13 protein-coding genes are annotated in these 13449 nt (G+C 69.3%); 12 read left to right on the forward strand and 1 reads right to left on the reverse strand.

Annotated elements, in window-relative coordinates; genetic code table 11:
- Positions 1 to 29 precede the first annotated feature (29 nt).
- The 7 genes from HMPREF1529_RS11780 (at position 30) to serA (ending at position 6838) form a co-directional block, all read left to right on the forward strand.
- A complete protein-coding gene (locus HMPREF1529_RS11780) occupies positions 30 to 1829 on the forward strand; it encodes an acetolactate synthase large subunit (RefSeq protein ID WP_016464997.1) in 1800 nt (599 codons plus the stop codon).
- Position 1830: 1 nt separating this feature from the next.
- Complete coding sequence (ilvN, locus tag HMPREF1529_RS11785; protein ID WP_005050112.1) at positions 1831 to 2340, forward strand: acetolactate synthase small subunit; 510 nt, start codon at positions 1831 to 1833, stop codon at positions 2338 to 2340.
- A gap of 71 nt (positions 2341 to 2411) precedes the next feature.
- Complete coding sequence (ilvC, locus tag HMPREF1529_RS11790) at positions 2412 to 3437, forward strand: ketol-acid reductoisomerase (protein WP_005050115.1); 1026 nt, start codon at positions 2412 to 2414, stop codon at positions 3435 to 3437.
- A 104-nt stretch (positions 3438 to 3541) separates the two neighbouring features.
- Positions 3542 to 4267, forward strand: coding sequence for a copper homeostasis protein CutC (locus HMPREF1529_RS11795; protein WP_005050117.1), 726 nt, complete (start codon positions 3542 to 3544; stop codon positions 4265 to 4267).
- Positions 4264 to 4779: a hypothetical protein gene (locus tag HMPREF1529_RS11800; protein ID WP_005050120.1), complete on the forward strand. Its 516-nt coding sequence runs from the start codon at positions 4264 to 4266 to the stop codon at positions 4777 to 4779. Before HMPREF1529_RS11795 ends, HMPREF1529_RS11800 begins: the two co-directional genes overlap by 4 nt.
- Positions 4776 to 5129, forward strand: a complete 354-nt coding sequence (locus tag HMPREF1529_RS11805) for a hypothetical protein (RefSeq protein WP_005050122.1) — start codon at positions 4776 to 4778, stop codon at positions 5127 to 5129. The genes HMPREF1529_RS11800 and HMPREF1529_RS11805 overlap by 4 nt, the downstream gene beginning before the upstream one ends.
- Positions 5130 to 5233: 104 nt before the next feature.
- Positions 5234 to 6838, forward strand: coding sequence for a phosphoglycerate dehydrogenase (gene serA / locus HMPREF1529_RS11810; protein WP_016464998.1), 1605 nt, complete (start codon positions 5234 to 5236; stop codon positions 6836 to 6838).
- A gap of 134 nt (positions 6839 to 6972) precedes the next feature.
- Here the strand turns inward: serA and HMPREF1529_RS11815 are convergent, their stop codons facing one another.
- Positions 6973 to 7515, reverse strand: a complete 543-nt coding sequence (locus tag HMPREF1529_RS11815) for a TetR/AcrR family transcriptional regulator (protein ID WP_005050126.1) — start codon at positions 7513 to 7515, stop codon at positions 6973 to 6975.
- A 64-nt stretch (positions 7516 to 7579) separates the two neighbouring features.
- On the opposite strand from HMPREF1529_RS11815, the gene HMPREF1529_RS11820 reads away from it, so the two are divergent.
- The 5 genes from HMPREF1529_RS11820 to HMPREF1529_RS11840 all read left to right on the forward strand — a co-directional run bounded on the left by HMPREF1529_RS11820 (position 7580) and on the right by HMPREF1529_RS11840 (position 13427).
- On the forward strand, positions 7580 to 9130 hold the full coding sequence (locus HMPREF1529_RS11820; protein WP_016464999.1) for an MFS transporter: 1551 nt from the start codon (positions 7580 to 7582) through the stop codon (positions 9128 to 9130).
- 68 nt (positions 9131 to 9198) lie between these two features.
- Positions 9199 to 10251, forward strand: a complete 1053-nt coding sequence (locus tag HMPREF1529_RS11825) for a 3-isopropylmalate dehydrogenase (protein ID WP_016465000.1) — start codon at positions 9199 to 9201, stop codon at positions 10249 to 10251.
- A 49-nt stretch (positions 10252 to 10300) separates the two neighbouring features.
- On the forward strand, positions 10301 to 11431 hold the full coding sequence (locus HMPREF1529_RS11830) for a branched-chain amino acid aminotransferase (protein WP_016465001.1): 1131 nt from the start codon (positions 10301 to 10303) through the stop codon (positions 11429 to 11431).
- The gene (locus HMPREF1529_RS11835) at positions 11428 to 12195 is read left to right on the forward strand and encodes a fumarylacetoacetate hydrolase family protein (protein WP_005050135.1); all 768 of its coding nucleotides are present in this window, start codon (positions 11428 to 11430) and stop codon (positions 12193 to 12195) included. The genes HMPREF1529_RS11830 and HMPREF1529_RS11835 overlap by 4 nt, the downstream gene beginning before the upstream one ends.
- 17 nt (positions 12196 to 12212) lie before the next feature.
- Entirely contained in the window at positions 12213 to 13427 is a 1215-nt protein-coding gene (locus HMPREF1529_RS11840) for an MFS transporter (protein ID WP_016465002.1), read from the forward strand.
- Positions 13428 to 13449: the final 22 nt, after the last annotated feature.

Here is a 13449-nt window from a genome sequence, read left to right on the forward strand (position 1 = left end):
CACACGCATCTGACACCCGAGGTACCACTATGTCTCTCGACACCGCGGCCGTGCCGCGACCACCCGCCCGCGGAGCTGCTGCTCCGGTGATGACCGGAGCCCAGGCCGTCGTCCGATCCCTCGACATGCTCGGGGTCACAGACGTCTTCGGTCTGCCCGGCGGCGCCATCATGCCGGTCTACGACCCCCTGATGGACGATGAGGCGGTGCGCCACATCCTCGTCCGCCACGAGCAGGGCGCCGGTCACGCGGCCGAAGGGTACGCCGCGGCATCCGGCCGCACCGGCGTCGCGATCGCGACGTCAGGTCCCGGCGCGACCAACCTCGTCACCGCCATCGCCGATGCCTACATGGACTCGGTGCCCCTCGTCTGCATCACGGGCCAGGTGTTCAGCCACCTCATGGGCACCGACGCCTTCCAGGAGGCGGACATCGTCGGCATCACGATGCCGATCACCAAGCACTCGTTCCTCGTCAAGAGCGCCGAGGAGATCCCCGGCGCGATCGCTGCGGCGTTCGAGATCGCCTCCACGGGGCGCCCCGGTCCCGTCCTGGTCGACATCACGAAGGATGCGCAGCAGGCCTCGGCGCCGTTCGTGTGGCCCCCGAAGATCGAGCTGCCCGGCTACCGCCCGGTCACGAAGGCACACGGCAAGCAGATCCAGGCGGCGGCGCAGCTGATCGCGCACGCCAAGAAGCCCGTGCTGTACGTCGGCGGCGGCGTCATCCGCGCGCGTGCGGCGGCGGAGCTGCGCGTGTTCGCCGAAGCGACCGGTGCCCCCGTCGTGACCACGCTCATGGCGCGCGGGGCGTTCCCCGACTCGCACCCGCAGAACCTCGGCATGCCCGGTATGCACGGCACGGTCCCGGCGGTGCTCGCGCTGCAGGAGTCCGATCTCATCGTCGCGCTGGGTGCCCGCTTCGACGACCGCGTGACCGGAAAGGCCGACGAGTTCGCTCCGAACGCGCAGGTCGTGCACGTCGACATCGATCCGGCGGAGATCTCGAAGATCCGCACGGCCGACGTGCCGATCGTGGGGGATCTGAAGGAAGTGCTCGTCGACCTGGATGCCGCGTTCCAGAGCGCCCGCGTCGACCACACGCCCGACATCGCGGAGTGGTGGGCCTACCTCGACGGTCTGGTCACCGAGTTCCCGCTGGGTTACGCCGAGCCCGAGGACGGCCTGCTCGCGCCGCAGTACGTCATCAAGCGCATCGGCGAGCTCACCGGACCCGAGGCCGTCTACGCGGCGGGCGTCGGCCAGCACCAGATGTGGGCCGCGCAGTTCATCAGCTACGAGCGGCCCAACGCATGGCTCAACTCCGGTGGAGCCGGAACGATGGGCTACTCGGTGCCGGCCGCCATGGGCGCGAAGGTCGCCGAGCCCGACCGTGTCGTGTGGGCCATCGACGGCGACGGCTGCTTCCAGATGACGAATCAGGAACTGGCCACCTGTGTCCTGAACGACATCCCGATCAAGGTCGCGATCATCAACAACTCGAGCCTCGGCATGGTGCGCCAGTGGCAGACGCTGTTCTTCGCGGGCCGCCACTCCAACACCGATCTCAACACGGGTCACGGGACGGTGCGGGTGCCCGATTTCGTCAAGCTCGCGGAGGCCTACGGCTGCCTCGGCATCCGCGTCGAGAAGATCGAAGAGGTGGATGCCGCCATCACGCTGGCACTGGAGACGAACGACCGGCCCGTCGTCATCGACTTCGTCGTGTCGGCCGACGCGATGGTGTGGCCGATGGTGCCGCAGGGCGTGAGCAACAGCTTCGTGCAATATGCCCGCGACCATGCGCCCAGCTTCGACGGGGAGGACTGAGATGAGCCGTCATGTCCTGAGTCTTCTGGTCGAGAACAAGCCGGGTCTGCTGACGCGCGTGGCCGGCCTGTTCGCGCGCCGCGGCTTCAACATCGAGTCGCTCGCGGTGGGTGTCACCGAGGTGCCCGGCCTGTCGCGCATCACGGTCGTCGTCGACGTCGAGGAGCTGCCGCTCGAGCAGGTGACCAAGCAGCTGAACAAGCTGATCAACGTCATCAAGATCGTCGAGCTGGAGCCGGCGGCATCCGTGCAGCGCGAGCACATGCTCATCAAGGTGCGCGCCGACAACCAGACGCGCTCCAACGTGATCGAGGTCGTGAACCTGTTCCGCGCCTCGGTCGTGGACTACGCGACCGACGCCCTCGTCGTCGAGGTCACCGGCGACCGCGGCAAGATCGAGGCGATCCTGCGTGCGCTCGAGCCGTTCGGCATCAAGGAGCTCGCTCAGTCGGGTCTGCTCGCGATCGGCCGCGGCGGCAAGTCCATCACCGAGCGCGTCCTGCGCGGCTGACACCTTCGCGGGCGTTTCGACTCGCTGCGCTCGCTCAACGACCGGAAAGAAACCAAGGAGAAACACACACCATGGCTGAGATCTTCTACGACTCCGACGCCGACCTGTCCGTCATCCAGAACAAGAAGGTCGCGATCGTCGGCTACGGTTCGCAGGGTCACGCGCACGCGCAGAACCTCCGCGACTCGGGCGTCGAGGTCGTCATCGCGCTGAAGGACGGCTCGAAGTCGATCGCGAAGGCCCAGGAGGACGGCTTCGAGGTGAAGAACGTCGCCGACGCCACCGCGTGGGCCGACCTGATCATGATCCTCGCGCCCGACCAGCACCAGCGCGGCATCTACAGCGAGAGCATCCTGCCGAACCTGTCGGCCGGCAAGACCCTCGCCTTCGCCCACGGCTTCAACATCCGCTTCGGCTACATCGACGCGCCCGAGGGGGTCGACGTGATCCTCGTCGCCCCGAAGGCGCCGGGTCACACCGTGCGCCGCGAGTTCGTCGCCGGTCGCGGCATCCCCGACATCATCGCCGTCGAGCGCGACGCCTCTGGCCATGCCTGGGCGACGGCGCTCTCGTACGCGAAGGCGATCGGCGGCACGCGCGCCGGCGTCATCAAGACCACGTTCACCGAAGAGACCGAGACTGACCTGTTCGGTGAGCAGGCCGTGCTCTGCGGTGGCGTGTCGCAGCTCGTCCAGTACGGTTTCGAGACGCTGACCGAGGCCGGTTATCAGCCGCAGATCGCCTACTTCGAGGTGCTGCACGAGCTCAAGCTCATCGTCGACCTCATGTGGGAGGGCGGCATCGCCAAGCAGCGCTGGTCGGTCTCCGACACCGCCGAGTACGGCGACTACGTCTCGGGCCCGCGCGTCATCGACCCGCGCGTCAAGGAGAACATGCAGGGCGTTCTCGCCGACATCCAGTCCGGCGCGTTCGCGGAGCGCTTCATCGGCGACCAGGATGCCGGAGCTCCCGAGTTCCAGGAGCTGCGTGCGAAGGCCGCCGCCCACCCGATCGAGGCCGTCGGCAAGGACCTGCGCGCCCTGTTCGCGTGGAAGCAGCAGGACGCCGACTACACCGAGGGCTCCGCCGCGCGCTGACCTCGTCCAGACCCTCGGCACACCCGCCGAGCAGGCTTGCGAAAGCCGTACCGGCCCGGCCCCCACACAAGGGGGCCGGGCCTTTCGCTTGCTAGCGTGACGGCATGACCGTCGCGTTGGAGATCGCCGTTCAGGATGCCGCGGGCGCCCGCGCCGCCATCGCCGCCGGAGCGGACCGCCTGGAGCTGTGTCAGGCCCTCGCCGTCGGCGGACTCACGCCCTCGATCGCGTTGGTGGAGACGGCGGTCGCCGCCGTGGGCGGGGGACGCGTCAACGTGCTCGTGCGCCCTCGCGCAGGTGGCTTCGTCTACGACGGCGACGAGATCACCCTCGTCGCGGCGGACGTCCGAGCAGCGATCGCCGCGGGCGCAGCCGGTGTCGTCGTCGGTGCGCTGACCGACGACGGGCAGGTCGACGCGCAGGCGCTGCGCAGGTGGAGGGCCGCCGCAGGCGACAGCACGCTCGTGTTTCACCGCGCGATCGACGCGGCCCCTTCACCGCTCGCCGTCCTCGACGAGCTCGCGGCGATCGGCGTCGATCGCGTGCTGACCTCGGGCGGCGCCGCCCGCTCCGTCGACGGCACGGATATGCTGCGACGCCTGGTTGCGGCGGACACCGGTATCGAGATCATGGCCGGCGGCGGCATCCGCGTCGGCGACATCGCGCGCATCGTTGCCGTGGGCGTCGACGCCGTGCATCTGTCCGCCCGCGCCGTCGCCGGTCTCGACGTGCCGTCGGGGCCCGGGGGAGGAGCGGGCGGCCACGACGTCACCGACCCGGTCGTGGTGGCGGCGGCCGAGGCCGCCGTCCGCAGTACGCTTTCGGGGTGAGCACGCCACGTGATGACGACGCCCTGAGCTGGGACGGCGACGATGACCCCACTCTCGAGGTGGGCCACCGACCCACCGCCGAGCCGGTGACCGCCCCGACGGTCGCGCCCGAGCCGGCCGTGCTTCCCGACGGATTCACGGCCGTCGGCAAGGGCAGCACCACCGTCGGCCACATCGATGCGGACGGCACCGTCACGATGCCCGACGCGCCGACGCAGATGTCGAATGCGATGCTCGTGACCCTCGGCATCCTCGCCGGCGCTTACCTGCTGTTCACCATCGGCTGGATCATCGGCGGGTTGCGTCTGCGGGGCACGGCAGAGTTCCTCGTCAGCCCGGTCGGGTACGCGGCCGCCCTGTGGCTCGCCGTCGCGGCGGCGCCGGTGTGGTTCCTCACGGTGTTCGTCCTCACCCGCGCCGCGAAGGCCTGGGTGCGCGTCCTGCTGCTGGTCGGCGGTCTCGCCCTGCTCGTACCGTGGCCGTTCATCCTCGTCGGGGCGGTGGGACGATGACCACGAACGCCCCCACGCCCTCCCGCACGCGTGCCCTGCCCACCTGGCTGATCGTCGCCATCTCCGTCGTGTTCGTTCTGTTCTACGCGTACTTCGTGTGGAACGCCGTCGGCTTCCTCTCGCAGGCCGCATCGGGCGCTCAGCCGCTGAACGCCTACGGCTGGTTCGTGCTGCTGCTGTCGGTCGTCTTCCCGCTGATCGCGTTCGGCGTCGCCTTCGCCGTCGGCTGGCGGCGGACGTGGTGGGAGTTCGCCCTCGTCCTCATCACCGGTCTGTGTGTCGTGGCGGTGTTCTGGCTGAACATCCTGACCTACACCGTGGGGCCGTCCGGCTCGTCGATGCTCGGCTGATCCCACGCTTTTGCCCGGCCGTCATACGGTCGGGGGCAGGGGGGTCTGACCGGTAGGCTGGCATCCTTCCACCCGCTCCGATCCTGCGCAAAGGTCCTGCCGCTGTGTCCAAGCCTGTCGTCCTCATCGCCGAAGAACTCTCACCCGCCACGATCGATGCCCTGGGGCCGGACTTCGATGTCCGTCAGGTCGACGGCACCGACCGTCCCGCGCTCCTGTCGGCTCTGGCCGACGCCCACGCCATCCTGATCCGATCGGCGACGAAGGTGGATGCCGAGGCGATCGCAGCGGCTCCAATACTCAAGGTCGTCGCGCGTGCCGGCGTCGGACTCGACAACGTCGACATCAAGGCCGCCACGGCCGCGGGGGTCATGGTCGTCAACGCGCCGACCTCCAACATCATCTCGGCGGCCGAGCTGACGATCGGGCACATCCTGAGCCTTGCCCGTCACATCCCCGCCGCTCACGCGTCGCTGGCCGCCGGCGCCTGGAAGCGCAGCTCGTTCACGGGCACGGAGGTCTTCGAGAAGACCGTGGGCATCATCGGTCTCGGCCGCATCGGCGCCCTCATCGCCGCTCGTCTGCAGGCATTCGGCGTGAGCGTCGTGGCGTACGACCCGTATGTCACGCCGACGCGCGCCCAGCAGCTCGGCGTCACGCTCCTGAGCCTCGATGACCTGCTCGCGCAGAGTGACTTCATCACGATCCACATGCCGAAGACGCCCGAGACGACCGGCATGATCGGCGCGGCGCAGTTCGCGCGCATGAAGCCGACCGCGTACGTCGTCAACGTCGCGCGCGGTGGACTCATCGACGAGGAGGCGCTCTACACGGCGTTGACCACGGGGGAGATCGCCGGCGCCGGACTCGACGTGTTCACGAGCGAGCCCCCGAAGCCCGACGGCACCGCGTTCCCGCTGCTGTCGCTTCCGAACGTCGTGGTGACCCCGCACCTGGGCGCGTCGACCGACGAGGCGCAGGAGAAGGCCGGCATCTCCGTCGCCCGATCGGTCAAACTCGCCCTCGAAGGCGACCTCGTGCCCGATGCGGTTAACGTCGCCGGTGGAGTCATCGACCCGTTCGTGCGTCCCGGCATCGCTCTCGTCGAGCAGCTCGGTCAGGTATTCTCCGGCCTTGCGACCAGCGCCCTCACGAGCCTGGACATCGAGGTGCGCGGCGAGCTCGCCGCCTACGACGTCAGCGTCTACCGCCTCGCGGCGCTGAAGGGCATCTTCACGAAGATCGTCAGCGAGAACGTGTCCTACGTGAACGCGCCGTTGTTCGCCGAGCAGCGCGGCATCGAGACCCGTCTGATCGTCGAGGCCGACAGCCCGCTCTATCGCAACATCACGATTCTGCGCGGCACGCTGTCGGACGGAACGGTGCTCGAGGTTGCGGGAACCCTGGCCGGAACCCGCATGGTCCCCAAGATCGTCGGCATCAACGGCTACGAGATCGAGGTTCCGATCGAGAAGCACCACATCCTCATGCGCTACGCAGACCGCCCCGGCATCGTCGCGATCTACGGCCAGAAGCTGGGGGAGGCGGGCATCAACATCGCCGGTCTGTTCGTCGCTCAGCCCGACGCCTCGGGCCGTGCGCTCTCGGTTCTCACGGTCGACCAGCCCGTGCCGGACGCGATCCTCGACGACACGCGACAGGCGATCGGCGCCGACCTCTTCCGCCAGCTGGAGATCGTCGAAGCCTGACGTCGCGGCGCGGGGTTTCGGGGCGCCGCGGCATCCCGTCGTCGAGCCGCCATGATTCCTCCGAACCGCTATGGTTTAGCGCGCAAAACCATAGCGGTTCGACGAGAACGTGGCGGCTCGGCGGGATGCGGGGGTCAGCGGACGGCGCGCTCGACCAGGGCGACCAGCGCCTTCAGCGCGTCGCCGCGGGGGACCGGTCCGGGGATCGATCCGCCCGACAGGGCGTTGTTGAAGTACAGGCCGTCGCCGACGAGCATCACGAGATCGAGCGCCGCGCCCTCGGGGGCGTAGGGACGCAGCGCGTCAGCCCACTTCTCCCGCACCTCCCGCAATGCCTCGGCGGCGTGGCCGTTGCCGCCCTGCGCGAGGCGCGAGGTGGCGAGGATGACGCGGTCGATCGGGTCGTTCGACATGACGGATGAATGCAGATAGTGGGCGATGGGGCCGCCCGGGTAGCTCGACATCGCCGCGACGTCCTCGTCGACGAGGGTCTGGAGGCGTTCGATCAGGCCCGCCTCGAGCATCTCCTTCGAGGCGAAGTGGTAGAGCAGGCCACCTTTGGAGACCCCGGCTGCGCGCGCCGTGGCATCCATCGTCGCCGCGCGTTCACCCTCGTCCACGAGGATCGCCTCGAAGGCGTCGAGCACCTTCTCGCGGGCCAGGGGAGGGCGACTCATGGTGTCGATCGTATCGAGTGCTCGGTGTCCATGTCTGTTACTATACCGGCTGGACGGTTTATAAATGATGACACTGACTGAAGAGATCACCCTGGCCGAGTCGAACGGCAAGCGGGTCGGATGGCGCGGCTGGCTCGCACTGATCGTGCTGATGCTGCCGGTTCTGCTCGTTTCCGTGGACAACACGGTGCTGAGCTTCGCCCTGCCCGATATCGCTCTGAGCCTGAACCCCTCCAGCGCCCAGCAGCTGTGGATCATCGACGCCTACCCGCTTGTGCTGGCGGGGCTGCTGGTGACGATGGGCACGCTCGGCGACCGGTTCGGACGTCGACGGATGCTGCTGATCGGTGCGACGGGCTTCGCCGCCGTGTCCGTGCTGGCCGCCTTCGCTCCCAGCGCAGCCTGGCTGATCGTGGCTCGCGCGGGAATGGGCGTGTTCGGCGCGATGCTCATGCCGTCCACGCTGTCTCTGCTGCGCAGCATCTTCACCGACCGCGACCAACGCCGCATGGCGATCGCGGTGTGGGCGTCGATGTTCTCCGCCGGAGCGGCCCTCGGTCCGATCGTCGGCGGCATCCTGCTCGAGCACTTCGCCTGGGGCTCGGTGTTCCTCATGTCGGTTCCGGTGCTCGTCCCGCTGCTGATCCTTGCGCCGCTGCTGGTTCCCGAGAGTCGCGATCCGCGCCCGGGCCGCATCGACCCGGTCAGCATCGCCCTGTCGATGCTGACGATGGTGCCGATCGTCTACGCGATCAAGGAGGTCGCGGTGCACGGCTTCGGGGTGCTGCCGGTGGTGCTGACGGCAGCCGGACTCGGCTTCGGGGTCGCGTTCGTACGCCGCCAGCTCGCCTCGGAGCAGCCCATGCTCGACATGCGGCTGTTCGCGCGCGGCACCTTCAGCGGCGCGCTGCTGGTGAACCTCCTCAGCGTTGTGTCCCTCGTCGGCTTCCTGTACTTCGTCGCGCAGCATCTGCAGCTAATCGTCGGCCTGTCGCCGATGGAGGCAGGATTCGCTTTGGTGCCCGGCATGGCTGCGATGATCGTCGCCGGCCTCCTCGTCGTCCCGATCGCGCGGCGCGTCTCGGCGCGCGTGGTCGTGCCGGTCGCGCTGACGTTCTCGGTCGTGGCCTACCTGCTCGTCCCCGGCGCGGTCGGCGACGGCGCCCTGGCCCTGCTGATCGCCGCCTTCGTCCTGCTCGGCATCGGCATCGGTGCCGCCGAGACAGTGTCGAACGAGCTCATTCTCGCCAGTGCACCTCCCGCCAAGGCCGGAGCGGCCAGCGCCGTGTCGGAGACGGCCTACGAGCTGGGCGCCGTCCTGGGCACGGCGGTGCTCGGCGGCATCCTGACGGCGGCCTATCGAACCGGCATCGTGCTTCCGGCGGGGGTCGAAGGGGCGGCGGCGGATGCCGCGCGCGAGACCTTGGCAGGGGCGATGACGGTCGCGGGCTCACTCGACGGCGCCACCGCCGATGCGCTGCGCGCGGCGGCCGCACACGCCTTCGACGCGGGCGTCGGCATCACCGCGGTGATCGGAGCCGTGCTCGTCGCCATCGCCGCGGTCATCGCGGCCACTACGCTGAAAGGGTCCCGCAGCGCCCACGTCGATCACTGATCGTCCCGACGGACATCGACACCGACGGCGCCGCGCATGCCCGAGTACGAGCAGTGTCGAGGAGTTCCATGTCGCGTGTCATCAAGCTGGCCGTCATTCCGGGTGACGGCATCGGTCCCGAGGTCGTCGCAGAGGCGGAAAAGGTGCTCGATGCCGTGACCGCGGCATCCGAGGTCACCTTCGACAAGACACGCTTCTCGCTCGGCGCCGCGCGCTACCTCGACACGGGCGACACGCTCACCGACGATGATCTCGCCGCCGTCGCGGCGCACGACGCGATCCTCCTCGGTGCCGTCGGAGGTGTGCCGGGCGATCCACGTCTGAAGGACGCGAACATCGAGCGCGGACTGCTCCTGAAGCTGCGCTTCTCGCTCGACCACTACGTCAACCTCCGCCCGTCCAAGCTGTATCCGGGTGCGCCCGGGCCGCTCGCCGATCCCGGGCAGATCGACTTCGTGGTCGTTCGGGAAGGTACGGAGGGCCCCTACGTCGGCAACGGCGGATCGATCCGCACCGGTACGCCGCACGAGGTGGCCAACGAGACCTCGGTCAACACGGCGTTCGGCATCGAGCGCGTCGTGCGCTACGCCTTCGCCCAGGCGGGGCGCCGACGCAAGAAGGTGACGCTCGTGCACAAGACGAACGTCCTCGTTCACGCCGGCGGCATGTGGAAACGGATCGTGGATGCCGTGGCCTCGGAGCACCCCGAGGTGACCGTAGACTATGTGCACATCGACGCGGCCACCATCTATCTGGTCACGAACCCGGGCCGCTTCGACGTGATCGTCACCGACAACCTCTTCGGAGACATCCTCACCGACTTGGCCGGCGCCGTCACCGGAGGCATCGGCCTCGCCGCTTCGGGGAACATCAACCCCGACGGCGCGTTCCCTTCGATGTTCGAGCCCGTGCACGGCTCGGCGCCGGACATCGCAGGACAGCAGAAGGCCGATCCCACGGCCGCGATCCTCTCCGTCGCCCTCATGCTCGACCATCTCGGGCTCGCCGACGAAGCCGCACGCGTCACCCGCGCCGTCGAGGAGGACATCGCCCACAGGGGCTCCGCACCCCGCACCACCACTCAGGTCGGCGACGCCATCGTCGCTGCAGTCCAGGCGTAGCCTGGAACCGCCGCACGCACGCCGACCGCTCACACCCTCAGGACACGACATGAGCCTCACCTACGAACCCGACGCCGGACTTGCCCCTCTGGAGTTCGCGGTCACCCGCAACCTCGCCGCGAAGTCGGCGGCGGAACGCGAGCAGCTGCTCGCCGACCCCGCCTTCGGCACGACCTTCACCGACCACATGGTCGACATCTGCTGGTCGGTGCGCGGCGGATGGCACCGCCCGCGCGTGCAGCCCTACGGCCCGCTCTCGCTCGACCCTGCCGCGGCGGTGCTGCATTACGGGCAGGAGATCTTCGAGGGCATCAAGGCGTATCGTCACGCCGACGGCTCGGTCTGGACCTTCCGACCCGATCAGAACGGCCGTCGCCTGCAGCGCAGCGCACGGCGTCTGGCGCTTCCCGAGCTGCCGGTGGAGTACTTCGTCGAGTCGCTCAAGGCTCTCATCGCCGTCGACGGCGCGTGGGTACCCGCCGGCGCCGACCAGAGCCTGTACCTGCGCCCGTTCATGTTCGCCAAGGAGGCGTTCCTGGGCGTGCGTCCGGCGAACAAGGTCGGCTACTACGTGATCGCCTCGCCGGTGGGCGCGTACTTCAAGGGCGGCGCGAAGCCGGTGTCGATCTGGCTCAGCGAGGACTACGCACGCGCGGGCAAGGGGGGCACGGGCGCGGCGAAGACGGGTGGGAACTACGCCGCGAGTCTGCTGCCGCAGGCGGAGGCCTACGAGCAGGGCTGCGACCAGGTCGTCTTCCTCGACCAGGACCGCAACGTGGAAGAGCTCGGCGGCATGAACGTCGTGTTCGTCTACAAGGACGGCACGATCGTCACGCCGCAGTCGGACTCGATCCTCGAGGGCATCACCCGTGACTCGATCCTGCAGCTGGCCGCCGACCGCGGTCACAAGATCGAGGGTCGTGCGGTGTCGATCGACGAGTGGCGTTCGGGCGTGGCCTCCGGCGACATCGTCGAGGTGTTCGCGTGCGGCACCGCCGCTGTGGTCGCTCCGATCGGTGTGCTGAAGGGGCGCGAGTTCGTCGACGAGCAGCCTCTCGGCCCGCTCGCACAGTCGCTGCGCGACGAGCTCACCGACATCCAGTACGGGCGCCGCGAAGACACGCACGGCTGGCTCGTGCGCCTCGACGCGCCGGAGAGCGACGCGGAGCCGGCGGCGTGAGGGTCGTCCGCTTCAGCCACAACGACGCGATCCGCTTCGGCATCGTCGACGAGACCGAGCTGGTCGTCTTGGCCGGAGACCCGCTGTTCGCGGGTTTCGAGACGACGGGGGAGCGTGTGCCTCTCGGCGAGGTCGCGCTGCTCGCACCGGTCATCCCGCGCTCGAAGATCGTGTGCGTCGGCAAGAACTACCGCGACCACGCCGCCGAGATGGGCGGCGAGGCGCCCGAGGCGCCCCTGCTGTTCCTCAAGCCCAACACCGCCGTCATCGGCCCCGGCGACGCGATCGTGCGGCCCCCGCAGTCCGAGCGCACGGACTTCGAGGGCGAGCTTGCGGTCGTCATCGGTCGTGTGGCCAAGAACGTCCCGGCATCCGCGGCGCTGGACTACGTGTTCGGCTACACCATCGGCAACGACGTGACGGCACGCGACCTGCAGAAGTCGGACGGCCAGTGGGCGCGGGCCAAGGGATTCGACACGTTCTGCCCGCTCGGACCGGCGATCGAGACCGACTTCGATCTGGACGCCGGTGCGCGCATCGTGACGCGGGTCGACGGGGAGGTGCGCCAGGACGGCCCGATCTCCGACATGGTGCATTCCGTCCCGGACATCATCGCGTACGCGTCGGCGGCCTTCACCCTGCTGCCGGGGGATGTGATCCTCACCGGGACACCTGCCGGCATCGGCCCGTTCGAAGCGGGCCAGACCGTCGAGGTCGAGATCACGGGGCTCGGAACGCTCCGCAACACCGCGCGAAACGCGTGACCGACACGGAGCCGGCGATGGATGCTGCCGCGGTCGCGAGGATCCAGCGGCGCACCGTCACCGTCCTCGCCGCCGGGCAGGTGCTGGGCGGCATCGCGTTCGGCGCGACGGTTTCGCTCGGCGCGCTGCTGGCGGCGGATCTGTCGGGCAATGAGGCGCTGTCGGGGCTGGCGACGGCATCCGTGACCTTGGGTGCTGCCCTGTGCGCCATCCCGCTCGCGCGCCTGGCGGGGCGGCGGGGGCGGCGGGTGGCCCTGACGCTCGGCAACCTCTTGGCGCTGATCGGCATCGCGGTCGTGATCAGCGCCGCGGCCGCGCGTAGCTTTCCGCTGCTGATCGTGGGCGTGGTGCTCATCGGCGCCGGCAACGCGGGCAATCTGCAGTCGCGCTTCGCTGCGACGGACCTGGCACCGGCTGCGCGCCGGGGGCGCGACCTCGGCACCGTCGTCTGGGCGACGACCGTCGGCGGTGTACTGGGTCCGCTGCTCCTGACGCCGGGAGAGGCCGTCGGCGCCGCGCTGCGGATGCCGCCGCTCACCGGCTCCTACGCGTTCTCGATCGTGGCGCAGCTGATCGCTTTCGCGCTCTACCTCGCGGCACTGAGGCCCGACCCGCTGCTGCTGGCACAGCGTCTGGCGCGCAGCGGCGATGCGCAGCGTGAGCACATCGACGATCTCGACCGGCCGGTGGCCGCGCGCTACGCGATCTTCGCGGTGGCGGGATCGCACGTGGTGATGGCGTCGGTGATGGCGATGACGCCGATCCATCTGGCGCACCTCGCGCCCGAGCACGTCACCCTCGTGGTCGGCACCACGATCGCGCTGCATGTGTTCGGCATGTACGGCTTGTCACCGTTGTTCGGCGCGCTGGCCGACCGATGGGGACGCATCGCGACGATCCTGTTGGGTCAGGCGGTGCTGGCGGCATCCCTGATCGTGGCGGCGACCGTGCCCGATTCGCAATGGGCGGTGCTGGTCGCGCTGTTCCTCCTCGGCGCGGGGTGGAGCGCCGCGACGGTGTCGGGTGCCGCTCTGCTCACCGAGAGTTCCCCGACCCGTCTCCGGCCGCGGCGACAGGGCCTGAGTGACACGATCATGACCTTCAGCGCCGCCGTCGGCGCCGTGCTCGCCGGCGTCGTCCTGAGCCAGATCGGCTACGGCGGGCTGGCGATGGTCGCCCTGGTGCTGGTGGTGGCAGTCACGGTGCTCTCCCCTTACGCGCGCCGCGGCTGACGCGCCCGGGGTGCCGCGGTTG

The organism is Microbacterium sp. oral taxon 186 str. F0373 (assembly GCF_000411455.1).
In the GTDB taxonomy this organism is placed as follows: Bacteria; Actinomycetota; Actinomycetes; order Actinomycetales; family Microbacteriaceae; genus Microbacterium.

Coding starts and splice junctions, on each gene's coding strand:
- HMPREF1529_RS11820 (WP_016464999.1), top strand. CDS start 7,580: ATGATGACACTGACTGAAGAGATCACCCTGGCCGAGTCGAACGGCAAG.
- HMPREF1529_RS11830 (WP_016465001.1), top strand. CDS start 10,301: ATGAGCCTCACCTACGAACCCGACGCCGGACTTGCCCCTCTGGAGTTC.
- HMPREF1529_RS11805 (WP_005050122.1), top strand. CDS start 4,776: ATGACCACGAACGCCCCCACGCCCTCCCGCACGCGTGCCCTGCCCACC.
- HMPREF1529_RS11795 (WP_005050117.1), top strand. CDS start 3,542: ATGACCGTCGCGTTGGAGATCGCCGTTCAGGATGCCGCGGGCGCCCGC.
- ilvN (WP_005050112.1), top strand. CDS start 1,831: ATGAGCCGTCATGTCCTGAGTCTTCTGGTCGAGAACAAGCCGGGTCTG.
- HMPREF1529_RS11815 (WP_005050126.1), bottom strand. CDS start 7,515: ATGAGTCGCCCTCCCCTGGCCCGCGAGAAGGTGCTCGACGCCTTCGAG.
- HMPREF1529_RS11825 (WP_016465000.1), top strand. CDS start 9,199: ATGTCGCGTGTCATCAAGCTGGCCGTCATTCCGGGTGACGGCATCGGT.
- ilvC (WP_005050115.1), top strand. CDS start 2,412: ATGGCTGAGATCTTCTACGACTCCGACGCCGACCTGTCCGTCATCCAG.
- HMPREF1529_RS11780 (WP_016464997.1), top strand. CDS start 30: ATGTCTCTCGACACCGCGGCCGTGCCGCGACCACCCGCCCGCGGAGCT.
- HMPREF1529_RS11840 (WP_016465002.1), top strand. CDS start 12,213: ATGGATGCTGCCGCGGTCGCGAGGATCCAGCGGCGCACCGTCACCGTC.